Annotated in this window: 23 protein-coding genes; 17 read left to right on the top strand and 6 right to left on the bottom strand. The window is 67.0% G+C overall.

The genetic code is table 11. The features are described from left to right. Positions 1-297: 297 nt before the first annotated feature. The 3 genes from glcC (at position 298) to A7W11_RS21730 (ending at position 2,105) form a co-directional block, all read left to right on the top strand. Positions 298-1,062 carry a transcriptional regulator GlcC gene (gene glcC, locus A7W11_RS21735; RefSeq protein ID WP_066419068.1) on the top strand — a complete coding sequence of 255 codons (765 nt, stop codon included), beginning with the start codon at positions 298-300 and terminating at the stop codon, positions 1,060-1,062. 198 nt (positions 1,063-1,260) lie between these two features. Further along, the gene (locus A7W11_RS28115) at positions 1,261-1,494 is read left to right on the top strand and encodes a hypothetical protein (protein ID WP_156523181.1); all 234 of its coding nucleotides are present in this window, start codon (positions 1,261-1,263) and stop codon (positions 1,492-1,494) included. Beyond that, positions 1,494-2,105 carry a hypothetical protein gene (locus A7W11_RS21730; protein WP_066419065.1) on the top strand — a complete coding sequence of 204 codons (612 nt, stop codon included), beginning with the start codon at positions 1,494-1,496 and terminating at the stop codon, positions 2,103-2,105. Before A7W11_RS28115 ends, A7W11_RS21730 begins: the two co-directional genes overlap by 1 nt. Positions 2,106-2,174: 69 nt before the next feature. Here the strand turns inward: A7W11_RS21730 and ubiA are convergent, their stop codons facing one another. Both ubiA and A7W11_RS21720 read right to left on the bottom strand, forming a co-directional pair. Next, on the bottom strand, positions 2,175-3,092 hold the full coding sequence (gene ubiA / locus A7W11_RS21725; RefSeq protein WP_066419062.1) for a 4-hydroxybenzoate octaprenyltransferase: 918 nt from the start codon (positions 3,090-3,092) through the stop codon (positions 2,175-2,177). Positions 3,093-3,169: 77 nt separating this feature from the next. After that, on the bottom strand, positions 3,170-4,372 hold the full coding sequence (locus A7W11_RS21720) for an aminotransferase-like domain-containing protein (RefSeq protein WP_066419059.1): 1,203 nt from the start codon (positions 4,370-4,372) through the stop codon (positions 3,170-3,172). Between the two features lie 169 nt (positions 4,373-4,541). Here A7W11_RS21720 and A7W11_RS21715 point away from each other — a divergent pair, with 169 nt between their 5' ends. The 6 genes from A7W11_RS21715 (at position 4,542) to A7W11_RS21685 (ending at position 10,981) form a co-directional block, all read left to right on the top strand. Beyond that, positions 4,542-5,069 (top strand): GAF domain-containing protein, encoded by a 528-nt coding sequence (locus A7W11_RS21715; protein WP_066419055.1) that lies wholly within the window; start codon positions 4,542-4,544, stop codon positions 5,067-5,069. Positions 5,070-5,205: 136 nt separating this feature from the next. Next, complete coding sequence (gene dapA, locus A7W11_RS21710; RefSeq protein ID WP_066419049.1) at positions 5,206-6,105, top strand: 4-hydroxy-tetrahydrodipicolinate synthase; 900 nt, start codon at positions 5,206-5,208, stop codon at positions 6,103-6,105. 189 nt (positions 6,106-6,294) lie between these two features. After that, positions 6,295-7,062, top strand: coding sequence for a sterol desaturase family protein (locus tag A7W11_RS21705; protein ID WP_066419046.1), 768 nt, complete (start codon positions 6,295-6,297; stop codon positions 7,060-7,062). Then, entirely contained in the window at positions 7,010-7,981 is a 972-nt protein-coding gene (locus A7W11_RS21700; protein WP_066419043.1) for a fatty acid desaturase family protein, read from the top strand. Before A7W11_RS21705 ends, A7W11_RS21700 begins: the two co-directional genes overlap by 53 nt. Next, positions 7,965-10,034, top strand: a complete 2,070-nt coding sequence (locus A7W11_RS27635; RefSeq protein WP_082887413.1) for a beta-ketoacyl-ACP synthase III — start codon at positions 7,965-7,967, stop codon at positions 10,032-10,034. The genes A7W11_RS21700 and A7W11_RS27635 overlap by 17 nt, the downstream gene beginning before the upstream one ends. Before the next feature lie 2 nt (positions 10,035-10,036). Continuing rightward, positions 10,037-10,981, top strand: coding sequence for a DUF6999 family protein (locus A7W11_RS21685; protein WP_066419038.1), 945 nt, complete (start codon positions 10,037-10,039; stop codon positions 10,979-10,981). A gap of 105 nt (positions 10,982-11,086) precedes the next feature. Here the strand turns inward: A7W11_RS21685 and A7W11_RS21680 are convergent, their stop codons facing one another. Beyond that, a complete protein-coding gene (locus tag A7W11_RS21680) occupies positions 11,087-12,433 on the bottom strand; it encodes an APC family permease (protein ID WP_082887412.1) in 1,347 nt (448 codons plus the stop codon). Positions 12,434-12,818: 385 nt separating this feature from the next. Here A7W11_RS21680 and A7W11_RS21675 point away from each other — a divergent pair, with 385 nt between their 5' ends. Then, positions 12,819-14,447: a GMC family oxidoreductase gene (locus A7W11_RS21675; protein ID WP_066419360.1), complete on the top strand. Its 1,629-nt coding sequence runs from the start codon at positions 12,819-12,821 to the stop codon at positions 14,445-14,447. Positions 14,448-14,471: 24 nt separating this feature from the next. Here A7W11_RS21675 and A7W11_RS21670 read toward each other — a convergent pair whose 3' ends face one another. After that, a complete protein-coding gene (locus A7W11_RS21670; protein WP_235816946.1) occupies positions 14,472-14,687 on the bottom strand; it encodes a BrnA antitoxin family protein in 216 nt (71 codons plus the stop codon). Positions 14,688-15,174: 487 nt separating this feature from the next. Here A7W11_RS21670 and A7W11_RS21665 point away from each other — a divergent pair, with 487 nt between their 5' ends. The 6 genes from A7W11_RS21665 to clsB all read left to right on the top strand — a co-directional run bounded on the left by A7W11_RS21665 (position 15,175) and on the right by clsB (position 21,590). After that, positions 15,175-16,452: a putative Na+/H+ antiporter gene (locus A7W11_RS21665; protein ID WP_066419023.1), complete on the top strand. Its 1,278-nt coding sequence runs from the start codon at positions 15,175-15,177 to the stop codon at positions 16,450-16,452. Between the two features lie 187 nt (positions 16,453-16,639). Continuing rightward, positions 16,640-16,951: an FmdB family zinc ribbon protein gene (locus A7W11_RS21660; RefSeq protein ID WP_066419020.1), complete on the top strand. Its 312-nt coding sequence runs from the start codon at positions 16,640-16,642 to the stop codon at positions 16,949-16,951. A 17-nt stretch (positions 16,952-16,968) separates the two neighbouring features. Continuing rightward, a complete protein-coding gene (locus A7W11_RS21655) occupies positions 16,969-17,622 on the top strand; it encodes a DUF502 domain-containing protein (protein WP_066125812.1) in 654 nt (217 codons plus the stop codon). A gap of 45 nt (positions 17,623-17,667) precedes the next feature. Continuing rightward, a complete protein-coding gene (gene aspS / locus A7W11_RS21650; RefSeq protein WP_066419017.1) occupies positions 17,668-19,458 on the top strand; it encodes an aspartate--tRNA ligase in 1,791 nt (596 codons plus the stop codon). Positions 19,459-19,521: 63 nt separating this feature from the next. Further along, positions 19,522-20,382, top strand: coding sequence for an endonuclease/exonuclease/phosphatase family protein (locus A7W11_RS21645; protein ID WP_066419014.1), 861 nt, complete (start codon positions 19,522-19,524; stop codon positions 20,380-20,382). After that, a complete protein-coding gene (gene clsB / locus A7W11_RS21640; protein WP_066419012.1) occupies positions 20,379-21,590 on the top strand; it encodes a cardiolipin synthase ClsB in 1,212 nt (403 codons plus the stop codon). Before A7W11_RS21645 ends, clsB begins: the two co-directional genes overlap by 4 nt. A gap of 20 nt (positions 21,591-21,610) precedes the next feature. Here clsB and A7W11_RS21635 read toward each other — a convergent pair whose 3' ends face one another. Together A7W11_RS21635 and A7W11_RS21630 are read right to left on the bottom strand one after the other, a co-directional pair. Continuing rightward, positions 21,611-22,420, bottom strand: a complete 810-nt coding sequence (locus A7W11_RS21635; protein ID WP_066419010.1) for an IclR family transcriptional regulator — start codon at positions 22,418-22,420, stop codon at positions 21,611-21,613. Further along, complete coding sequence (locus A7W11_RS21630; protein ID WP_066419358.1) at positions 22,417-23,049, bottom strand: flavin reductase family protein; 633 nt, start codon at positions 23,047-23,049, stop codon at positions 22,417-22,419. Before A7W11_RS21630 ends, A7W11_RS21635 begins: the two co-directional genes overlap by 4 nt. Before the next feature lie 237 nt (positions 23,050-23,286). On the opposite strand from A7W11_RS21630, the gene A7W11_RS21625 reads away from it, so the two are divergent. Then, positions 23,287-24,258, top strand: a complete 972-nt coding sequence (locus A7W11_RS21625) for a Bug family tripartite tricarboxylate transporter substrate binding protein (RefSeq protein ID WP_066419008.1) — start codon at positions 23,287-23,289, stop codon at positions 24,256-24,258. Positions 24,259-24,273: the final 15 nt, after the last annotated feature.

The following is a 24,273-nucleotide window of genomic DNA, read 5'->3' as shown; positions in this document are numbered from 1 at the left end:
CGGCCTGCCCCGTGAACGGGAATGTGCGTCGCAGTGGAGCCTGGCGCCGCGCGGGGATCGCGCGGTGCGCTCTCGTTATGGCAGCCATGATGGCCTTGGCCGGCCCTGGATGTCCATAGTTCCGGCCACTGGTCATACCAGTTTATGAGGCCGGTCAGTCGCGTGAATTCCGATTTCGTGCTTTGATTTCAATAAGTTGGCGTGCCGGGCCTGCTTGGGTGGCTCGATGGGTGAGCCGCGGTCATACCAGTGTGGTCTGCCGCGCGGAGCGGGGCCGGCGCGGGCAAGGAGAAGAACATGGATATGGAAGTGGCCGGCCGGCCCCGCCCCGTGGCGGACGAGGTGGCCGAACGCATCGAACGCCTGATCGTGGACGGCGTGCTCAAGGCCGGACAGGCGCTGCCGTCGGAGCGCCGCCTGACCGAGAAGCTGGCCGTGTCCCGCAGCGCGCTGCGCGAGGGGCTGCGGCTGCTGCGCGCGCGCGGCATCATCCATACCGCGCAGGGCAAGGGTTCGTACGTGGCGCAGATCTCGCAGGTGGACGCGGGGCCGCTGGTGCATCTGTTCAATTCGCAGCCGCGCACGCTGTACGACCTGCTGGAGGTCCGTTCGCTGCTGGAGGGAGAGTCGGCGCGCCTGGCCGCCCTACGCGGCACGGATGCCGACTTCATCATGATCCGGCGGCGCTACGAGGAAATGGTGGCCGCGCATGGGCAGGATACCGACATCGCCACACATGCCCACCTGGACCATGCCTTCCACCTGGCGATCTGCGAGGCCTCGCACAACGCGGTGCTGGTGCACACGCTGCAATCGCTGACCGATCTGCTGCTGGGATCGGTGTTCGCCTGTGTGAACAACCTGTACCACCGCGCGCCGCACAAGCGCCAGATCGACAGCCAGCATGCGCGCCTGTACAAGGCCGTGGTGGGCCGCCTGCCCGACCAGGCGCACAAGGCCGCCACCGAGCACGTGGACAGCGTCCGGCAGAGCCTGGCCGAGATCGAGCAGGAAGAGCAGCGCCTGGTGCGCGCGACGCTGCGGCTGGAGGGGTGGGCCTGAGTCTGGCCCCGCTGTGACGGCGGCTACGTCACTTTGTTCGACGTGTTCTCTCATGGCGTAGCGGTGCCGTGCATCCTCACGCGTATCGGGATCTATTGGTCATCCTCGATGGTGGTTTGGCGGGCCAGGAGCTGTAGTATTGCAATGCCTCGGGGCGCCTGCACATGCTAGGATCAAAAAGTAACCAAAGGAACCGTCATGCCTGCCAAGGCTCCAGCGAAATTTGCTAAAAAGACCGCGTCCAAGGCGACGCAGCAATCGTCGCAACGAGGCAGGATGGTGCGCATCCTGACTACACAGGAACGTGTTGCAGATATGCGTGCGTTTGGGCAGGAACAGGGCAGCTCCAAGGCTGCTGCGTTGTCCTTCCTGCAACGCGCTGGCATCGTTACTCCGACTGGAAAGCTGACCAAGCCCTTCCGCGCTGCGTAATGGCTGCCGCCTGGTCTGCATACGAGTATCAACCGAGTTTTGTCCTCGGCTTTCATGGCTGCGACAAAGGCGTGGGCGAAACACTCCTTCGCGGTCGGGAGCCTCATCTGAAACACTCGGAGCAGAAGTACGACTGGCTCGGACACGGCATCTACTTCTGGGAAGGCAACCCGGGCCGCGCGATGGATTGGGCGGTGCAACGCAAGAAAGAAGGCAAGATCAAGACGCCTTTCGTTCTTGGCGCAATCATTGATCTGCGCCATTGCCTTGACCTGTTCGACCATGATGGATTGGTGCAGGTCAAGGAAGCCCACCGGATCTACATTCGGCTCTCAGAGGCTGCCGGTACGGAAGTCGCGAAGAATGTCGGGAAATCTCCGGACAAGGCAGGCCGTGCCTTGGACTGCGCAGTGATGAACACCTTGCACGAGTATCGTGAATCAAGGCGAGAGCCAGCCTACGACTCGGTGCGCGGCCCCTTCCTCGAAGGGGATCCTATCTACCAGAATGCTGGTTTCTTGAGCAAGAATCACATCCAGCTCAGCGTGCGCAATACGGACTGCATCAAGGGCTATTTCCGTCCGGTTCATGGTAGGGCGGGTGCTCTCTAGCCATTTGCCGTTCGTTCGCCGGCAATCCTCTCCTGGTGTCGTGACTTGGTTTTTTGAGGACGTCCTTAGTCAGATCAACGTCCCCGCCAGCGCCGCCGCCACCAGGATCACGCCTACCCACAGGTTGGCGCGGAACAGCATGAAATTGCGGTCCGGGCGCTGCAGGTTGAAGATGGCCAGTTGCCATCCCAGGTGCGCCGCCAGCGCCAGCATGCCCACGTAGTAGCCCCAGCCCAGGCCCATGGCGTAGCCGCCCCAGGTCCACAGCGCCAGCGTGGCCACATAGAACCCGCCGATCCACAGCTTGCCCTGGTCGGCGAAGCGCATGGCGGTGGAGCGCAGCCCCAGGCTGCGGTCATCGCGCACGTCCACATAGGCGTAGATGCTGTCGTAGCCGATCTGCCATAGCACCGCGCCCAGCCACATCGCGATGGCGGCCAGCGGCACGATGTTCTGCGTGTCGGACCAGGCCATCAGCATGCCCCAGTTGAAGCAGATGCCCAGCACGGCCTGCGGCCAATAGGTGATGCGCTTGCAGAAGGGATAGATGAAGACGAAGGGCAGCACCGCCACGGCCAGCCAGCGGCTCATGCCGTTGATGAAGAACAGCAGCGACGCGCACACCAGCAGTTGCGCCACCAGGAACACGATGGCCTGTTTCATGGTGATCTGGCCGCTGGTCAGCGGGCGGAAGCGCGTGCGTTCGACGTGCTTGTCGATGTCGCGGTCCCACATGTCGTTGACGGTGCAGCCGATGCCGCGCATCAGCAGCGCGCCCAGCGAGAACACGATGAGCCGGCCCAGGTCGGGCAGGCCGCCCGCCGCCTGGATCAGCGCGGCGATGCAGGGCAAGAGCGTCAGCCAGGTGCCGATGGGCCGGTCCATGCGGCACAGGCGCATATAGGGACGCCATGAGCGGGGCAGCCAGCGTTCTACCCAGTCGTTGAGGACGATGTCGTTGAGGTCGGGGGTGGTGGACTGCTGCACGCTCGATCGGATTCGCAAAATGGAGGCGCGGCCGCGCGCGCCAGGGGGCGCGAGCGGCCGCCAGGGACGCCGCGGCGTCAGGCCTGCTGTTTGATCAGCTGGCCCAACACGGCGATGCCGGCCCGGATCTTGTCCTCGGGCACCGTGGCGAAGCTCAGGCGCAGTGTATTGCGGCTGGGCGTTCCGGCATAGAAGGGGGCGCCGGGCACGAAGGCCACGTTCCGCTCGATGGCCCGCACCAGCAACTGCTGGCTGTCGACGTGGGCGGGCAGCGTCACCCACAGGAACATGCCGCCCTCGGGGCGCGTCCAGCTGGCTTGCGCCGGGAATTCGCGCTGGACGGCGTCCAGCATGGCGCTGCCCTGGGCGCGATAGATTTCGCGCACGGTGGGCAGGTGCCGGGCCAGGAAGCCTTCCTTGACGATTTCATGGACGGCCATCTGCGTCAGCGTGGGCGTGTGCAGGTCGGTGGCCTGCTTGGCCTGTACCAGTTTGTCGATGATGGCGCGCGGGGCGGCGATGTAGCCCAGCCGCAGGCCGGGCGCCAGCACCTTGGAGAAGCTGCCCAGGCGGATGACGGTGGCGCCGCACTGGCCGCCCAGGGCCAGCAGGCCAGGCTGGGGCTCGCCGGCGTAGCGCAGTTCGCCGTAGGGATCGTCCTCGACCAGGGGCAGGCCCAGGCGCGCGGCCTGCTGCACCAGCGCCTGGCGGCGTGCCAGGCTCAGCGTGCGGCCGGTCGGGTTCTGGAAGTTGGGCAGGGCGTACAGGAAGCGGCCGCCCTCGGCCAGTTCGGGCGTCAGGGCCTCGGGGATCAGGCCGCCCTCGTCGGTGGCGACGGGGACGAAGCGCGGCTGGTACAGGCTGAACGACTGCAGCGCGCCCAGATAGGTGGGGTCCTCGACCAGCACCTTGCTGTCGCGGTCGATCAGCACCTTGCCCAGCAGGTCCAGCGCCTGCTGCGAGCCGGAGACGATCAGGATCTGGTCGGCCGTGACGCCGCTGGCGCCCTGGCGGTTCAGGTCCTGCGCCACCCATTCGCGCAGCGGGGCGTAGCCTTCGGTGGGGCCGTATTGCAGGGCGGCGCGGCCATTGGTGGACAGTACCTTGTCGAATGCCGCGCGTACCACCTCTACCGGAAAGCCTGCCGGCGAGGGCAGGCCCCCGGCGAACGAAATGACCTCGGGACGCTCGGTGACCTTGAGGATTTCGCGGATGGCGGAACTGGTGAGCTGATTGGCGCGTTCGGAGAACACGCACGCGGGTTCGAAAGGCTTGTCCATGGTTGTGCCTGGGGAGAAAAAAGATCGCGTTGTGCAGAAATTGCGCAACCATTCTCCCACAAGGCCCGGCGCCGTCCCGAGGCCGGAGCCGGTGCACCGCGTGCGGTTTTGGCCGGTACAGTTGCGCGGCGGCCACGTCGGGCCTGCGCAATTCCGCTAGAATCGCCCGATGTTCGCCGCCACCGCCATTTCCGCCGACTCCAAGCCGCAGCTCTATGCAGAGCTGGCGTCGCAGATGCGCGGACTGCTGGACGGCGAGCACGACCCGATCGCCAATGCGGCCAATTTCAGCGCGCTGGTGTGGCAGGCGGTGCCCGACATCAACTGGTCGGGCTTCTACCTGTTCGACGGCACCGAGCTGGTGCTGGGCCCCTTCCAGGGCAAGCCCGCCTGCGTGCGCATCGCGCTGTCGCGCGGCGTGTGCGGCGCCGCCGCCAGCACCCGCCAGACGCAGGTGGTGCCGGACGTGCATGAATTCCCCGGCCACATCGCCTGCGACGCCGCCTCGCGCGCCGAGATCGTCGTGCCGCTGGTGCACGGTGGCGAACTGATAGGCGTCTGGGACGTCGACAGCCCCATTCCGGGCCGTTTCGACGACGCCGACCGCCAGGGCATGGAAGCCCTGTGCGCGATTTTCATCGATAGCCTGGGCACGGCAGCCGCCGGCCTGAAAGCCAAAAAACAGCAGCTCATCTGACCGGAGCTCGCTGTTCCGTCGGATGGGCGACGGGACAGCGGCGAAGGCGCCGAGGGCTGGTTGGGCGCGCGACTCCACTTCATTCACGAGCACATCCGCACGGTACGACGACGGTCTGTATCGCAATGGAGTGTTCATGTCTACGCAATCGCAAATGTCTTTCCAGGGTGTCTGGATTCCGTTGGTCACGCCGTTCCGTGACGGCATGCCGGACGCCGCCGCGCTGCGCCGCCTGGTGCGGCATTACGGGGGGCAGGGGGTGTCTGGCTTCGTGGTGTGCGGCAGCACGGGCGAAGCCGCGGCGCTGGAAGAGGACGAACAGCTGTTCGTGCTGGACGCCACGCTGGAGGCCGCCGGCGACCTGCCGGTGATCATGGGCTTGAGCGGCGCCAGCCAGCCGCGCCTGCTGCGGCGGCTGGCGGCGCTGCGCGAGCGGCCCATCGCCGCGGTGCTGTCGGCCGCGCCCGCCTATGTGCGGCCCGGCCAGGCCGGCGCCATGGCGCATTTCCTGGCGCTGGCCGATACGGCGCACGTGCCGCTGGTGCTGTACGACATCCCGTACCGCACGGGCACCACGCTGGATACCGGCACGCTGCTGGCGCTGGCCGAGCACCCGAACATCGCGGCTATCAAGGACTGCGGCGGCTCGCTGGACAAGACCCTGGCGCTGATCGCGCATGGCGGCCTGCAGGTGCTGGCGGGCGAGGATCTGCAAGCCTTCGGCACGGTGGCGTTGGGTGGGGCGGGCCTGATCGCCGCGGCGGCGCACGTACGCGCCGATCTCCATGTGGCCATGTTCCAGGCCCTGCGGGCGCAACAGCTGGAGGTGGCGCGGCGCATCTGCCTGGCGCTGGCGCCGGTGATCCGCCTGCTGTATGCCGAGCCCAATCCCGCGCCGCTGAAGGCCTTGCTGTGTCGCCAGGGTTTCCTGCGCGACGAGCTGCGGGCGCCGATGATGCGGGCGGCCCCGGCGCTGGGGCTGCAGCTCGAGGCAGCGGTGGCCGAGCTGGACCGGCGGTATCCGCCCGCGGTGTGAGGGCGCGCGCCGGGAAGGCGGCATGCCGGAACGAGGCCACGCGGAGCGGAGGCGGCCGCCGGCATGGCGTGCCCAGATGGATGGCATGGCCGCCCATGACACGGAATCATTTGGTAATCATTGTCATGCACCACCGGGCCTGCAATTGCTTATCATCCGCCGTTTCCGATGGCGGCGGCATTACAGAACATGGCGCAAGCATTCGAAGCCCTGACGGCATGGCAGGTCATGCTCTACGGGCTGGTCTTCTTCGGCGGCATCTACCTGGTCTTCGGGCTGGCGACGGTGCTGCTGACGCAACGCGTGCTGCCCGCGCTGGGCATCGGCGCGCCGCTCGATACGCGGCCGTTGGCGCCTGGCCAGCTGCGCCGCGAACTGACCCAGTCGGGCGTGTCCATCCTGGTGTTCGGCCTGGGCATGGTGTTTCCGTGGGGCTTCCTGCAACTGGGCTGGGCGCGGCTCGAACCCCACGCCAGCGCCGGGCGCATCGCGCTGGAGATCCTGGCGCTGGTGGCCTGGAACGACGTGCACTTCTGGATCAACCACCGTTTGCTGCACACGCGCTGGCTGCGGCGTTTCCATACGCCGCATCACCGCTCCATCGTGACCACGCCGTTCTCGACCTACAGCTTCCATCCCGTCGAGGCGATCATGCTGGGCAACGTGATCCTGCTGCCGATGGCGGTGCACGACTTCAGCTTCTGGTCGCTGCTGTCGGTGCCGTTGTTCAGCCTGTTCTTCAACTGCGTCGGCCACGCCAACTACGACTTCTTTCCGCGGGTGTCGTACGCGCACTGGTTCGCGGCCAGCCGCCGGCATCATCTGCATCATGCCTGCTATCACGGCAACTACGGATTCCAGTTCACCTTCATGGATCGCCTGTTCGGCACGCGGCTGAAGGAAGATGCCGCGCAGGCCCGCATGGCGCAGGGAGCACGCGTTGCGCCGTCTGCCTAGCCTGCGCAACCGGCGCGATTGGCAGAGCGTGGCCTACCTGGCCGCGCAGCCGGCGCTGGCGGCCTGGCAATGGGTGCATGGGCTGAGCTGGCCGTTGTACGGGCTGATGCTGTTCCTGACGCTGGGCGTGGGCGTGATCCACCACAACCACGCGCACCGGCGCCTGTGGCGCGGACGCCGGGCCAACCGCGCCACCGACTTCTGGCTGACGCTGCTGCAGGGCCATCCCACGTTCGTGTTCCATGCGGCGCACAACGCCAATCATCATCGCTACGTGCACGGCCCGCGCGACGCGGCGCGCACGTACCGCTTCGGCGGCGACACCAACCATCTGCTGGGCTACCTGCTGCATCCGGTGCAGGCGGCGTGGGTGCTTTACCCGCTGTTCTTCGCCAGCCTGCGCCGCCTGCGTGTGCGCAGCCCCGGCGCATGGCGCTATTGCCTGGCGCAATACGGAGTGTGGCTGGGCTTGTGGGGCGGCCTGCTGGCGGCCAATCCATCCAAGGCCGTGGTGCTGGTGATCCTGCCGCAACTGCACGGCCTGCACTGGCTGCTGGCCACCAATTATCTGCAGCACGCGCACGCTGACGGCGGTCCGCAGCGGCGCTGCCGCATGAGCTACGCGCGCAATTTCGAGGGCCTGGTGAACCCCCTGCTGTTCAACATCGGCTTGCACACCGCGCATCACGAACACGGCCGCATGCATTGGTCGGAACTGCCGCGCGTGCATCGCCAGCAGTATCGTCACCGCATACCGGCCGAATTGATCGAGCCAGGACTGGTGCGGTACATGCTGCGTGTCTATCTTGTCGGACTGGTGGTGCCGCGCTGCCGCACCCGCGCGCAGATGCACCCCGGGTCCTTGCCCATTTCCATCGACTTGCAGGAGCGACCTTCCGGCCATGCCCATCGCCTTTGAACGCGTCTATCTGGAAAGCGCCGGCTATTTCATGCCGGGCGAACCCGTGTCCAACGAAGAGATGGACGATTACATCGCGCCCTTGAACCGCGCGTCGGGGCGCATCAAGGCGCGCATCCTGGCCGAGAACGGCATCCAGAAACGCTATTACGCCATCGATCCCGAGGGCGCCACGCGCCATTCCAATGCGCAGATGGCGGCGGGCGCGATCCGTGACTGCCTGGCGCGCACGGGCCGCGGGCTGGACGAGGTGTCGCTGCTGACCACCGGTTCGTCGGGCGGCGACCTGCTGATGCCCGGCCTGGCCGGCATGGTGCAGGGCGAACTGGCGGCCCCGCCGATGGAGACGCTGTCGGCGCACGGCATCTGCGCGGCCGGCGTGGCGGCCATCCAGGCGGCGGCGCAGGGCCTGGAGCTGGGCGGCCACGCGCGCGCGCTGGCTGTGGCCAGCGAGATGCCGTCGCGCCTGTTCAAGCGGTCGCGCTTCGCCGCGCAGGATTACAACGCGGATTTCGACGCGCACTTCCTGCGCTGGATGCTGTCGGACGGCGCCGGCGCCCTGTTGCTGGGTACGGCTGGCGGCGCGGTGCCGGGTGCTTCGCAGGGCGTGCGCCTGCGCCTGAAGTGGGTGCACCAGCGCTCGTTCTCGGGCGACTATCCGGTGTGCATGCAACTGGGGCAATCCCTGGACAAGCGCTCGCACCTGGACTATTCGTCGTGGAGCGAGGCCGAGGCGCAGGGCGCGCTGCTGCTGCGCCAGGACATCCGCCTGCTGCCGCACCTGTTCGACATCGGCATCCACGAGTACGCCAAGCTGGTGCACGAAGGCTGGGTCGAGCCCTCGCGCATCGACCATTTCCTGTGCCATTACTCGTCGGCCAAGTTCATTCCCGTGGTGGAAGACCTGCTGGACAAGGCCGGGCTGTCGATTCCGTCCGAGCGCTGGTTCAGCAACCTGACGTGGCGCGGCAACACGGGGGCGGCGTCGATCCTGATCATGCTGGCAGAGTTCCTGGAGACCCGCACGCTGCGGCCAGGCGAGCAGGTGCTGTGCTATATCCCCGAGTCGGGCCGTTTCACGGCGGCCTACATGCTGTTCGAGGCCGAGGATGCCGCCGCGGCATTGCCGAAGGTCCGGCCGGCCGACCTGGCGGCGGCTTCGGCCGAGGCGTCGGCCTTGATCGGCTCGGCGGCCGCGGCGGCGCTGGACACCGTGGTGGCGGCGCCCGTGCCGGACTCCGCGCCGGCCGTCGACCCCGACCCCGCTACCGAGCCGGTTCGAGAGACGGCTATCGCCGCGGGCGCTGCCGCCACCGTGGCACCGGTCGCCGCTGGCCCCGAAGCCGATGCGATCGCCCCGCCGCATGACCCCGAGACCGCGCCCGACGAACTGGCGCCGCTGCTGGCCGAGCTGGCTTCGATCTGGCACGACTACCGCTCGCGCGTGTGGCGCACGCCGATGGTGCGCAGCCTGCGCGAAGGCCGCTTCGGCACCGACGACTATCTGAACTGGATGGCGCAGTGGGTGCCGCAGGTGCGCGAAGGCAGCAAGTGGATGCGCGAAGGCGCGGCCTCGTTGTCCGAACGCTATGCCGCGCTGGCGGCGTTGATCGGCCTGCATGCCGGCGAAGAACAGAACGACTTCAAGATCCTGTTCCAGGACTACCGCAACGCGGGCGGCCAGATCGAGGATATCGACCAGTTGCGCCGCAATCCGGGCGGCGAGGCGCTGAACGCCTATCTGCACGGCCTGGCGGCGCGCAAGGACCCGATCGGATTGCTGGGGGCGATCTACATCATCGAAGGCACTGGCCAGCGCATCGTGCCGGCGCTGCTGCCGCTGCTGAAGGCCGCGCTGCCCCTGCCGGCCAACGCCTTCAAGTTCCTGGAGTACCACGGCCACAACGACGAGCATCACCTGGCGCGCTGGCTGGCCGCCGTCGAGATGGTGCTGCTGGTGGAAGAACAGGGCGCGGCCCGCCGCATCGTGGACACCGCGCGCCGCACGGCTTCGCTGTACCTGATGCAGTTCGAGCACATCACGGAGCAGTGAGGATGAGCCCCACCCCCGAATTCCTGAGCCGGCCACACGATCCGGCCGATCCCGATCCCTGGCTGGCGCTGTACCTGGACCGCAGCACGCCGTTGCCCGACGACGTGAAGCAGGCCTGGCTGGAGGATTCCAGCAGCGCGTCGCGCCAATACCTGCTGCCGTTCCTGAGGCCGCTGGCGCGCGCCTGCATTATTCTGCTGCAGGTGATCAAGACCTTCATGCCGCGGCGCTGGTCGAAGTCGAAGCTGCTGCATCGCATTCTGGCGTGGGGGCTGGAGCACTTCGTGTCGCCGCAGGCCAACTGGCTGATCCTGCGGCACTTTCACCTGGGCGCGCAGGTGCTGGCCTTCATCGCGCGCAATTCGCCAGTGCCCGTCACCACCACGCCGCTGGAACCGCGCGTCATCGCGGACCTGCGCGACGAGATGTTCGTCAAGCACGACCTGAACCTGTTCAACTTCGTGATCCGCCTGAACCAGGCGCTGCGTGACGCGGGCACCGACCTGCATGCGCCCGATCGGGTGGATTTCTCGATGCTGCGCGATCCCGGCCTGAAGCTGTCGGACATGCCGAACCGGCGCCGCAACTTCCTGGACCTGCAAAGCGCCATCGAGCTGTTCACGCCGATGTATCAGCTGCTGCTGACGGACAACGACTTCTGGCGGGCCGCCAATTCGTTGCAGCTGGACGAGACCATCGGCGTGTATGCCGCGCGGCTGATGAGGGCGCCGGAGCACCTGGTCCTGGTCAACAACAAGCATCCGCTGGTGCCGATGTCGACGCTGCGCGCCGGGCACCGCCTGGTGCTGCATGGCCTGTCGACCGAGATGCTGTATTGCCTGTTGCAGCGCGCGCAGGCGGAACAGGCCGAGCGGGATGCGCAGGGCGATAGCCGATCGCCGGACGAGGCGCCGCTGGGCGCGCCGATGACCGGAAGCGCGGTCTGATCGCAGCGCATGCCGGCGCCGCCCGGTCGCGGCGTTCGGTGCGGCGCCCGCACGGCACCACGCACGAAGCGCCGCGCCCCGATGGCACGCCGTGCAACACCGCGTTCACGCCGGCGCGTGGCCGCGCCGCATGAAGTAGAGGGCCGGCACGCCCAGCGCCAGCACCGCCAGGCCCAGCAGGGATCCCATGCCCGCATACACCGCGCTGGACCACACCAGGCCGGCGCAGGTCAGCGCCAGCAGGATGGGTGTGAGCGGATATAGCGGCACCTTGAAGGGGCGCGGCAGGTTGGGCTCGCGCTGGCGCAGCTTGATCAGCGCCAGCGCCACCAGCATCATGAACAGCCAGAACACCGGCGCGGTGTAGGCCACCAGCGCCTGCACCGAGTTTTCGGCGAAATGGCCGACGGCCACGAGCGCCAGCGTCATCACGCCCTGAACCAGCAGGCCGTTGGTGGGCGACTGGCCTCGTTCGCTCCAGCCCGATAGCTTGCGCAGGCCGGGCAGGTCGCGGCCCAGCGCATGATAGACGCGTCCGCCGGTCAGGATGGTGCCGTTGATGGTCGTCAACGCGCCCCAGCTGACGGTCAGCGCCAGCAGCACCGCGGCATACGGGCCGGCCACCAGTTGCATGACCTCGCTGCCGACGGCTTGCGTACGCTGCAGGCCGCCCAGGCCGAATATCTGCAACAACGCCAAGTTGACCAGCAGATAGGCGCCGACCACGATCGCCGTGCCGATCAGCATCACGCGCACCACGTCGCGCGCCGGATTGCGCAGCTCGCCGCACAGATAGGCCGCTTCGTTCCAGCCGCCGTAGGTCAGCAGCACGAAGACCATGCCCATGCCCAGCGCGCCGGCCAGGCTGGTCTCGATGGGCATGGGTGGCGGGGGAGGCGGCATCTCGGTGCCCAGCGACATCAGGCCCGCCACTACGATGGCGGCCAGCGACGCCACTTCCAGACCGGTCAGGAGCAATTGCAGCCGCTTCGATGGCGAGGTGCCGATCATGTTCAGCAGGGTCAGCACGATGATCGATATCATCGCGTGGAGGGTGACGCCATGCGTACCCAGCGGCAGCAGCTGCTGGGCGTACTCGCCGTAGATGAAAGCCACGGTGGCGATGGCGCCGGTCTGGATGACGGTGCCGCGCGCCCAGCCGAACAGCAGCGCGACACGCGGGCCCCAGGCCCGGGTGAGATAGTGGTATTCGCCGCCGGAATCGGGATAGGCCGAGCCCAGTTCGGCATAGCACAGGGCACCGATCAGCATCACGGCGCCGCCCGCCAGCCACATGGCGATGTACATCGGCACCGAACCGGCGTTCTGCGCCACCAGGGGCGGAAAGCCGAAGATGCCAATGCCCATCACCACGCCGACCAGCACGCCCACGCCATCGGTGACCGACAGGCCATGGGAGCGGTCCGCTGTTGTCGTCATGGCGGCCGTCATGCGGGAATCTCCGCGCGGTTTTTCAATGGGAGGGGGAAGGCAGGCACGGCAGTCGGCCAGGCCGACATGGGGCAAACAGACATCCGACTTTCTCCGGGAGGGCCCCGCGTCCTGATGTTGAACGGACCGGCAGGCGCGTTTCTGACAACAGACTGAAAAAATCACAGACCGAGCATACCGGGGAAAGGTTCAAAAAACAGTTTTCCAATTGCGCTGGCCCCGCCGGGCATCGAACTGCCGAGAGGGCCTGCCGGTCATGGCTTTTGCCCAATTCTCCGGAGATGGCCGCCGGCTTGCGGGGATGGAACAGGGGGCGCAAGATACGGCGGGACAAAACCACAGACCGCGCAGGCTATAGGCCAGACGCTTCGAGGAGACAATGCGCATGACCGCAGACAAGGCGGCGCCGTCCGCGCCCGCAGCCCGTTATGACTACGTGATCGTCGGCGCCGGCACCTCCGGCTGCCTGCTGGCCAACCGCCTGTCGGCCGATCCGGCCGTGCGGGTGCTGTTGCTGGAGGCCGGCGGCCCGGACAACTGGCACTGGATCCACATTCCGGTGGGCTACCTGTACTGCATCGGCAATCCGCGCACCGACTGGTGCTACCGCACCCAGGCCGATCCGGGCATCGCCGGACGCAGCCTGGGCTATCCGCGTGGCCGGGTGCTGGGCGGCAGTTCGTCGATCAACGGCATGATCTACATGCGTGGCCAGCGCGCCGACTACGACGGCTGGGCGGCGTTGGGCAATCCCGGCTGGAGCTGGGACGATGTGCTGCCGATGTTCAAGGCCAGCGAGGATCATCATGGCGGCGCCAGCGAGTTCCATGGCTCGGGCGGCCAATGGCGGGTCGAGCGCCAGCGCCTGACCTGGCCATTGCTGGACGCGTTCCGCGACGCGGCGGCCCAGGCGGGCGTGCCGTCCGTCAACGATTTCAATCGCGGCGACAACGAAGGCTGCGACTATTTCGAGGTGAACCAGAAGCGCGGCGTGCGCTGGAATGCGGCCAAGGCTTTCCTGCGGCCGATTGCCGGGCGGCCGAACCTGACGGTGACCACCGGCGCTCAGGTATCGCGCGTGCTGTTCGAGGGCCGCCGCGCCGTGGGCGTGCGCTACCGCCAGGGCGAGGGCCCCGAGCAGGACGTGCGGGTGTCGCGCGAGGTGGTGCTGGCCTCGGGCGCCATCGGCTCGGCGCAGCTGTTGCAGGTGTCGGGCGTGGGGCCGGGGGCGTTGCTGCAGGCGCATGGCATCCCGGTGGTGCACGACCTGCCGGGCGTGGGCGGCAACCTGCAGGACCATCTGCAATTGCGCCTGGTGTACCGCGTGCGCCGGGCGCGCACGCTGAACATGATGGCGGCCACGTGGTGGGGCAAGGCGGCCATGGGCCTGCACTATGCCTTTGCGCGCCGCGGCCCGCTCAGCATGGCGCCGTCGCAGTTGGGGGCTTTCGCGCGCACCGGTCCGGATCAATCACGCGCCAACGTGCAGTATCACGTGCAGCCCTTGTCGCTGGACAAGTTCGGCGATCCGCTGCACGCCTTCCCGGCCTTCACGGCCTCGGTGTGCAATCTGCGGCCCACCAGCCGCGGACACGTGCGCATCGCCTCGCCGGATCCGCGCGACCCGCCCGAGATCCTGTGCAATTACCTGTCGACCGAGGCCGACCGCAAGGTGGCCGCCGACAGCATCCGCCTGACGCGCCGCATCGTGGCCCAGCCGGCGCTGGCGCGGTTCGATCCCGAGGAATACCGGCCCGGCCCGCAATTGCAGACCGATGCCGACCTGGCCCAGGCCGCCAGCGAGATCGGCACGACGATCTTCCATCCCGTGGGCACCTGCAAGATGGGCAACGACGCGCAGGCAGTGGTGGACGCGCAGCTACGCGTGCATGGCGTGGAGGGCCTGCGGGTGATCGATGCGTCGATCATGCCGACGATCACGTCGGGGAATACGAATTCGCCGACGTTGATGATTGCGGAGAAGGGGGCGCGGTTGTTGCGGGAGGCGGTTTGACCATGACGCCATGCACTGCCGGCATCAGCCCGGCTGGTGGGTTCGGAGCCAGTCCTTGAGGGCATCGTTCATGCGGGTCTGCCAGCCTTTCCCTGTCGCCTTGAACGCCTGGATCACTTCCTCGTCGAATCGAATCGTCGTGGCGGTCTTGCGCACTTGACTGGTGCTGCCTACGGGACGGCCACGGCTGCGTTGCACGATCTGCTCAGGAGTATGGACGCGCGCGAATTGGCCAGACATCGCCTGATCCACGCTTTGCAGCAGCGCGGCCTCGAACTCAGCCAACTCGGGATCAATTTTCTTGGGCATCGAACTTCTCCTTCATCTGGGCCAAGGTGGCGGCGGAGATATTGTCCAGGCACCACCGCGCTTTCCGAGGCCGGCGCGCATCCACCGAACCTTCCGGCAGCCTCCGGAGCCTGGAATGACATCGCCAGCTTCGGGATGGACGGCGATCCAGTCGACGAACGCCTCGCGTTCGCTGTCCGTCCAGATCCTGTCGGCCCAAGTCAGGAATACACGGGTTTCAATCACAGTCATCATAGTTTATTTGTACTAACAAATAAATGTCCGGCCGATGTCGTGCATTCTTGCGGGCCGTCGAATTCGGGGCGACCGCATCGAAGCGCTCGAGCGCGCGTCGCGACCTGTCCGGCGGCCCAGGCTGCTATAGTCCGCCGCAAAGCCGCGCGCGGGCGCGGCCCTGCGCACAAATCAGACTCCCGGCATGCCCCAGACCATAGAAATCGTGGCGACAGCCCTGTTCGCCATTGCTGTTCTTCACACGTTCTCCGTGTCGTTCTTCGCGCGCCTGGCGCATCGCGACGGACCCCATGCGGGCATCTGGCACATGCTGTCCGAGGTCGAGGCGGTGTTCGGCGTGTGGGCCTTCGTGCTGCTGGTCTGCATGGCGTTGCTGGGCGGCACGCACAGCGCCATCGAGTACATGGACACGCGCAACTTCACCGAGCCGCTGTTCGTGTTCGCCATCATGGTGGTGGCCGCCAGCCGGCCGATCCTCGAACTGGTCAGCCTGCTGCTGCGCGCGGCGGCGCGGCTCCTGCCGGTGCGCCGGGAACTGGCGACGTTCTTCGTGGTGATGGCGCTGGTGCCGCTGGGCGGTTCGTTCATCACCGAACCGGCCGCGATGACGCTGGCCGCGCTGCTGCTGCGTGACGGCTATTTCCGCGTATCCGGCCGAGCCGGTTTCAAATACCTGACGCTGGGCGTGCTGTTCGTCAACGTGTCGATCGGCGGCGTGCTGACGGCCTACGCCGCGCCGCCCGTGCTGATGGTGGCCAGCACCTTCGGCTGGGATACGGCTTTCATGGCCCAGCACTTCGGCTGGCGCGCGGCCGTGGCCGTGGTGGCCAATGCGTTCGTCCTGACGCTGGTCTGCCGCGCGGCGCTGCTGGAGGGCTCGGTGGGCACGGGCAAGGGCGTCGATGCGGACGACGGCGACACGTCCCGTGCGCCCGTGCCGGCCTGGGTCATGCTGGTGCACCTGCTTTTTTTGGCCGGCGTCGTGCTGACGGCCCACCATCCCGCCGTCTTCCTGGGCCTGCTGATGATGTTCATCGGGTTTGCCGAGGGCTACAAGCGTCATCAGAACCGCCTGCTGATCAAGGAAGGCCTGATGGTCGGTTTCTTCCTGGCGGGCCTGGTGGTGCTGGGCGGCCTGCAGAAATGGTGGCTGCAGGACCTGCTGGGCGGCCTGTCGCCCCTGGTGCTGTTCGGCGGCGCCACGGCGCTGACGGCCATCACCGACAACGCCGCGCTGACCTATCTGGGGTCGCTGGTGGAAGGCACCAATGACGTCTGGCGCTACATGCTGGTGGCGGGCGCAGTCACGGGCGGCGGACTGACCGTGATCGCCAATGCGCCCAATCCGGCCGGGTTTTCCATTCTGAAGAACCACTTCCCGGATGGCAGCATCTCGCCCGGCAGGCTGTTCGTGTGCGCATTGGCCCCCACGGCGGTGGCTGCCGTGATGTTCCTGATTTAGCCCGGGCTTTGTAACCGGGCAGGACTTTGCCGCGACTGCCGGTAGCCGCGTAAAAGCCCTGTCCGAATCTTCGGGCTAAAATTCCAGACTTGCCGTGATTTTTCCGGCTGTTCGTCCGCGCGCCCGCGCATGCCCCGCCCATCGGCTGGCGGTTCCGGTCGCCAGGCTTTCTGCAAGTGTTCGCCCAATGCCCATCTACGCTTACAAATGCACCGCGTGCGGCCATGCCGAAGACGTGCTGCAGAAAATGTCCGATGCTCCGCTGACCGTCTGCCCGTCCTGCGGCCAGGCGGCCTACGCCAAGCAGGTCACCGCCGCCGGCTTCCAGTTGAAGGGCTCGGGGTGGTACGTGACCGACTTCCGAGGCAACGGCTCTCAGCCGGCTGCCGCCAAGCCGGCGTCCGATGGCGCCGCCGCCGCGCCCGCCACCTCACCGGCTGCCCCCGCCGCCGCACCCGTGGCGCCCGCCACGCCCGCTCCGTCGTCGTCCTCGACCTGATGGCCGGGCGCAGCGGCATGTTCAAGAAATACTTCATCACCGGCCTGCTGGTGTGGGTGCCCCTGGCCATCACCATCTGGGTGCTGAGCCTGCTGGTCACCACGCTGGAAGGCTTCGTGCCCGGCTTCCTGACCGCGCAGTCGCTGTTCGGCGTCGACATCCCCGGCTTCGGCTTCGTGCTGGTCATCCTGGTGGTGCTGGGCACGGGCGTGCTGGCCGCCAACCTGCTGGGCCGCAGCCTGCTCGAGCAATGGGAGCGCCTCTTGGGCCGCATCCCGCTGGTGCGGTCCATCTACAACTCGGTCAAGCAGGTCAGCGACACCGTGCTGGCCCCCAACGGCCGCGCGTTCCGCCAGGCCGTGCTCATCCAATACCCGCGTGCCGGCTCGTGGACCATCGCGTTCCTCACCGGCGCGCCCAGTGGCGAAGTGGCCTCGTACCTGCCAGGCGAACACCTGAGCGTGTACATCCCCACCACGCCGAACCCCACCTCGGGCTTCTTCCTGATGATGCCGCGCGACCAGGTGGTCGAGCTGCAGATGTCGGTCGACGCGGCCCTGAAGTACATCGTATCGATGGGCGTCGTGGCCCCGCCGCCGCAGTCCGGCGTGCCGCCCGAGTCCGTCCCGCCGGTTCCCGGAGCGCCCGCCGCGCCCCGCGCCGAACCCTGATCCCACTGCTACGCTGAACAAGTTCATACACGGAGTCATCCCGCAATGCGTACCTGCTACACCGGCCAGGTTTGTCGTGACCATCTCGGCCAGACCGTCACCCTGAACGGTTGGGTGAACCGCCGCCGCGACCACGGCGGGGTCATCTTCATCGACATGCGCGACCGCGCCGGCCTGGCCCAGATCGTGTTCGATCCGGACAATGCCGAAGCCTTCAGCACCGCCGAACGCCTGCGCAACGAGTTCTGCATCCGCATTACCGGCCTGGTGCGCGAGCGTCCCGCCGGTACGGCCAACGCCGAGCTGGCCTCGGGCGAAGTCGAAGTGCTGTGCCAGGAAGTCGAGATCCTGAACGCGTCGGTCACGCCGCCGTTCCAGCTGGACGACGACAACCTGTCCGAAACCACCCGCCTGACGCACCGCGTGCTCGACCTGCGCCGTCCGCAGATGCAACGCAACCTGATGCTGCGCTACCGCGTGTCGATCGAAGTGCGCAAGTTCCTGGACGAGCTGGGCTTCGTCGACATCGAAACGCCGATGCTCACCAAGAGCACGCCCGAAGGCGCGCGCGACTACCTGGTGCCCTCGCGCGTGAACGCCGGCCACTTCTTCGCGCTGCCGCAGTCGCCGCAGCTGTTCAAGCAGATGCTGATGGTCTCGGGCTTCGACCGCTACTACCAGATCACCAAGTGCTTCCGCGACGAAGACCTGCGCGCCGACCGCCAGCCTGAATTCACCCAGATCGACTGCGAGACCTCGTTCCTGAACGAATTCGAGATCCGCGAGATCTTCGAGGGCATGATCCGCCACGTCTTCAAGGTCGTGCAGAACGTCGACCTGCCGGCGCCGTTCCCGCAGATGACCTGGACCGAAGCCATGCAGCGCTACGGTTCGGACAAGCCCGACATGCGCGTCAACCTCGAATTCACCGACGTCACCGATGTGATGGGCGATGTGGAATTCAAGGTGTTCGCCTCGGCCGCGACCACCGCCGGCAGCCGCGTCGTCGCGCTGCGCGTGCCGGGCGGCGCCGCCATGCCCCGCAGCGAAATCGATGCCTACACGCAATTCGTGGGCATCTACGGCGCCAAGGGCCTGGCCTACATCAAGGTCAACGAAACGGCCAAGGGCCGTGACGGCCTGCAATCGCCCATCGTCAAGAACATCCATGACGCCGCGATCGCCGAGCTGCTCAAGCGCACCGGTGCGCAGGATGGCGACATCCTCTTCTTCGGCGCCGACCGCGAGAAGGTCGTCAACGACGCCATCGGCGCGCTGCGCGTGAAGATCGGCCACAGCGAATTCGGCAAGAAGACCGGTCTGTTCACGGCCGGCTGGAAGCCGCTGTGGGTCATCGACTTCCCGATGTTCGAATACGACGAGGAAGAAGGCCGCTACACCGCTGCCCACCACCCCTTCACCAGCCCCAAGGATGGCCACGAGGACTTCCTGCAGACCGATCCGGGCCAGGCGTACGCCAAGGCCTACGACATGGTGCTCAACGGCTGGGAAATCGGCGGCGGCTCGGTCCGTATCCACCGCGAGGAAGTCCAGAGCAAGGTGTTCCGCGCCCTGAAGATCGGCGCCGAGGAAGCCCAGGAGAAGTTCGGCTTCCTGCTGGACGCCCTGCAGTACGGCGCGCCGCCCCACGGCGGCATCGCCTTCGGCCTGGACCGCATCATCACCATGATGGCCGGCGCCGAGTCGATCCGTGACGTCATCGCCTTCCCCAAGACGCAACGCGCCCAGGACCTGCTGACCCAGGCCCCGTCCGCCGTCGACGAGAAGCAACTGCGCGAGCTGCACATCCGCCTGCGCAACGTCGAAGCGAAGTAAGCCGCGCGGCGGCCGCCCCGGGGGTGGCCGCCGTCCCGTGGTTCAGAAGGGCGCCGGTCTTCCATGTCTCTGTTGCGCGTCGTCAGCTATAACATCCACAAGGGCCGCTCGGCCCTGGGTGGCCGTGAGTCGCTGAACGAATTGCGGCTGGGACTGTACGGCCTGCGGCCCGACCTGGTCTTCCTGCAGGAAGTCCAGGGCCGCAACGAAACCGCCACCGTCATCGACCAGCAGCACCAGTCGCTGGCGGCCGCGCTGCACATGCAGGTGGCCTACGGCCGCAACGCCATTCGCAATCGCAGCGACCACGGCAACGCGTTGCTGTCGCGCTTTCCCATCCTCGATTTCGAAAACCAGGACATCTCCGACCACCGCATGGAGCAGCGCGGGCTGCTGCACGCGCGCATCGACGTGGGCGGCACCAAGGTGCACTGCTTCGTGGTGCACCTGGGCCTGTTCGCCGCCAGCCGCTCGCGCCAGATCCTGGCGCTGACCGAGCGCATCGCGGCGCAGGTGCAGTCGCACGAGCCCATCGTCATCGCGGGCGATTTCAACGACTGGGGCGACAAGCTGGCGCCGCTGTTCGTGCAGCAACTGGGCCTGTACGAAGTGTTCTCGAATGCGCCCCGCTCGCATGGCGGAGAGTTGCCCAAGCTGCGCGATTCGGTGCGGCGCCTGAGCCAGGTATTGCGCGGCACGGCGCAACACCCGGGGATGATGGAGCGCAACAACCAACTGGGCATGGGCGGCGCCTATTGTCCGGTGCCGCCGCCGCGCACCTTTCCCGCGGTGTTTCCGTGGTTTCGCCTCGACCGCATCTACCAGCGTGGCTTCGCCGTGCGCAGCGCGCGCGTGCTGCATGGCCGCCAATGGTCGCGCCTGTCCGATCATGCCCCCTTGCTGGCCGAGCTGGAACTGCCTTGAAGAACACCAACATCGGCCTGACCTGGGTCGACGGAAACAGCGTCAGGCTGTTGCAGAACGGCGCGGATTTCTTTCCCGCGCTGTGCGGCGCCATCGACCGCGCGCAGACCAGCGTGCACCTGGAAACCTACATCTTCATCCCTGACCGCACCGGACGCCGCGTGCTGGAAAGCCTGGAAGCGGCCGCGCATCGCGGCGTGAAGGTGCGCGTGGTGCTGGATGGCTTCGGCAGCAACGACACCGCGCAGGGCGTGCAGGCGCGCATCGTGACCGCGGGCGGGCAGTGCCGCATCTTCCGTCCCGAGCCGCGCTGGTTCGGCAAGCTGGCGTTCTCGCGGGCGCGGCTGCGGCGCCTGCACCGCAAGACGGCGGTGATCGACGGCGAATGCGCCTTCGTGGGCGGCATCAATATCGTCGACGATTTCGACGACGTGGAGCCCAGCGAGGATGCGGGCGCGCCGCGGTTCGACTTCGCCGTCGAGGTGTGCGGCCCGCTGGTGTCGGACATCGTCTACGCGCAGGAACTGATGTGGGTGAGGTTGAACTGGGCCCGGCTGCGCCGCCATCCGCGCGAGTGGCGCCACATGCGCCTGATCAAGCCCGTGCACGTCGACGCCCCGCCCGCTGGCACGCAACGCGCCGCGCTGGTGCTGCGCGACAACGTGCGCTTTCGCCAGACCTTCGAGCACGCGTACCTGTACGGCATCCGCCATGCGCGCGACCAGATTCTGATCGCCAACGCGTATTTTTTTCCGGGACGGCTGTTCCGTAAAGCCCTGCTGCAGGCCGCGGCGCGAGGCGTGCGTGTGCGCATGCTGCTGCAAGGCAAGCCCGAATACCGCATGCAGTACTACGCCACGCGTGCGCTGTACGACCAGTTGCTGGCGGGCGGCATCGAGATCTACGAGTACATGCCGGGCTACCTGCACGCCAAGGTGGCGGTGATCGATCAGATCGCCAGCGTGGGTTCGTCCAACCTGGATCCCTTCAGCCTGCTGCTGGCGCGCGAGGCCAACGTGGTGATGGACGATCCTCCGTTCGCGGCCGAGCTGCAGCAGCGGCTGGAATACGCCATCGAGACCGGCAGCCGCCTGGTGGTGCCGCAGGAGTACCTGAAGCGCGGCTGGATACGGCGCGCCGTCGATGCGATGAGCTACGCGATGTTGCGCCTGGGCGTGGCGCTGACCGGAAAGTCGGGGCAGTACTAGCGGGCCCGTACTGACGGCGGTCAGGCCGGCCGCCGGTCCGTGTCGCTGGCCAGTTGGGCGTGCCGCGACGAGATCGCCTCGGCCGCCACGCGCATGCGCTCGATCACATGATGCAGGCGTTCGGGCCCCAGCCGGTCCGCCATGGCGGTGACCGTGACGGTGCCCAACGCCGCGCCATCCTTGCCCGGTATCGAGATGGATACCGCGCTGGTCCCCGGCATGATGCCTGCCTGCTTGTAGGCCATGCCGCGCGAACGCGCCAACGCAACGCGCTCGCGCACGTGCCCGGTGCTTTCTCCCAATGCCGCCAGCCGTGCGGCATTCTGTTCTATCAGCGCCAGGCTTTGCGCCTCGGGCATGCTGGCCAACAGGATTTCGCCGGAGACGCCCGCGCCCAGCGGACGCCGCACGCCGACCTCGATGGACAGGACCTGGATGGGATGGCGTCCTGTGTGCCGGCCGATGCAGATCGAATCCGCACCGTGGCGGATACTGAGGAACACCGTATCCCCCACCTGGTCCGCCAGGTCGCCGAGATAGGGATCGGCCACCGCCAGCAATGGGAAGCGCCGCGGGCGCGCGAACCCGAGCAGGTTGATCTCCGGGCCGATCAGGTACCGGCGCGTGCCGGGGTCCTGTTCGACCGCGCCTTCCTGGACCAGGGTCTTGAGCAGGCGATGCACGGTGGGACGGTTCAGTCCGGAGAAACGCACCAGGTCGACCAGCCGGACACCATGCTCCTTGCCGCATGCCACCAGCCGCATGATGGCGAACGCACGCCGTACGGTTTGTGCGCCGGCCGGCGTGTCTTCGGCGGGCGGCGCGTTCATTCGCGATGTTCGGGCATCAGGGATTTCGGCGTCTGCCGGATGGCCTGTTTGGTGACGATGGCCCCCAGCGTCGCGTAGTTCGGTCCGCCGATACGGCAGACCGGACGCAGTTCGCGCGTGTCGATCTTGCCCGCGTGGATCAGTGCATCGCGGATATGGAACAGCAGCACTTCGGCCACGTAGAACTCTGCCCCCGTGTCGCCGAATGGCGTGACGCTGTGCAAGCGGCATTCTAGGCTGATGGGGGCGTCGGCCAGGCGCGGCGTCTCGATGGCCTCGCCCGGCAAGACGCCCAGGCCCAGCAGGTCCGCCTCGCTGACATGCGGTGGATGTTCTTCCGCGCTGGCATGCAGGGCGTCCAGCAGGGTCTCGTCGCCGATGTTCACCACGAAGTGCCGGCGTTCGAGGATGTTGTTCGCCGTGTCCTTGCGCTGGCCCGCCTTGCGGCCGATGTTCACGCCGATCATGGGCGGCGTGTTCGACACGAAGGTATAGCAACTGAAGGGGGCCAGGTTGACGACGCCCTCGGCGTTCAGGCTGCTGATCCAGGCGATCGGGCGCGGCACCACGATGCCGCTCATGAGCTTGTAGGTCTGCTCGGGGTCCAGGTTACTGGCGGAGATGCGCATGTTGTCTCCCATGCAAGTCCGTATGTTGGACTCTATGTTTTCGAGGCTTTTGCTGCCTTGAGTATTTTCCCGAAAAAACAGGTGCTTAAAGACAGCGCTTGATCCATTCAAGATGGGCAACATGGGAATAGGTTCAGTATCTGGACTTTTATTCGAATTTTGCGTTGTCGCTGCGGCGGCGGATTTCTAGAGTGGAGGCACAACAACAGTCCGACGAACAGGCATAGGAGACAGCCGATGACTCGCCGCATTTTCATGCAGGCCTGCGCCGCCATGGCGCTGGGCACTTTCACCCTGGTTGCGCAGGCCGCATGGCCCGACAAGCCCGTCCGCATCGTCGTGCCTTACCCGCCCGGCGGCAACGTGGACGTCGCGGCGCGATTGATCGCTCCGGGTCTGCAGGCCGCGCTGGGCCAACCCTTCATCGTCGAGAACAAGCCCGGCGCCGGCGGAATGATCGCGGGCGAGGCTGTCGCACGCGCCGACCCGGATGGCTACACCCTGTTCATGGCTGCCAACGGCCCCTTGCTGTATTCGCCGTTGATCTTCAAGCGCGATGCCTACCAATGGGATCGCGACTTCGCGCCCATCAGTTCGATCTCGTATACGCCGCTGGTGTTGCAGGTGCGCCCCGGGCTGCCCGCCAAGAGCGTCGCCGAACTGATCGCGCTGGCCAAGCAGGAGCCCGGCAAACTGAACATGGCGTCGCCTGGCGCGGGCACGACCAATCATCTCGTCAGCGAGATGCTGCAGGCGCAGACCGGCGCCCGTTGGACCACTGCGCAATACAAGGGCAATGCGCCGGCCACCACCGATCTGCTGGGCGGCCAGGTGGATTTCAATTTCGATCAGGTCTCGGTGGCGCTGCCCTTCGTCAAGGAAGGGCGCTTGCGTGCGTTGGCCGTGACCACGTCCCAGCGCGTGCCGCTGATGCCCGACGTGCCCACGTTTGCCGAGGCGGGGGTGCCGAACATGGAGGCCTCCACGTTCACCGGGTTGCTGGCGCCCAAGGACACGCCCGCCGACATCCTGGCGAAGCTGAGCAAGGCGCTGGGCCAGATCCTGGCGCAGCCCGACATCGTCAAGCGCTTCCAGGAACTCGGCGCCGAGGCGCGCGGCAGCTCGCCCGACGCATTCGCCCGCTATCTGGCGGCGGAAGACGCGCGCTGGACTCCCATCATCAAGCGTGCCGGCATCACGGCCAACTGAACACGCGCCATCTGG

Source organism: Bordetella ansorpii (assembly GCF_900078315.1).
In the GTDB taxonomy this organism is placed as follows: Bacteria; Pseudomonadota; Gammaproteobacteria; order Burkholderiales; family Burkholderiaceae_B; genus Bordetella; species Bordetella ansorpii.
Note: the sequence above shows the minus strand (reverse complement) of the source record. Positions and strands in the feature narration are given on the sequence as shown.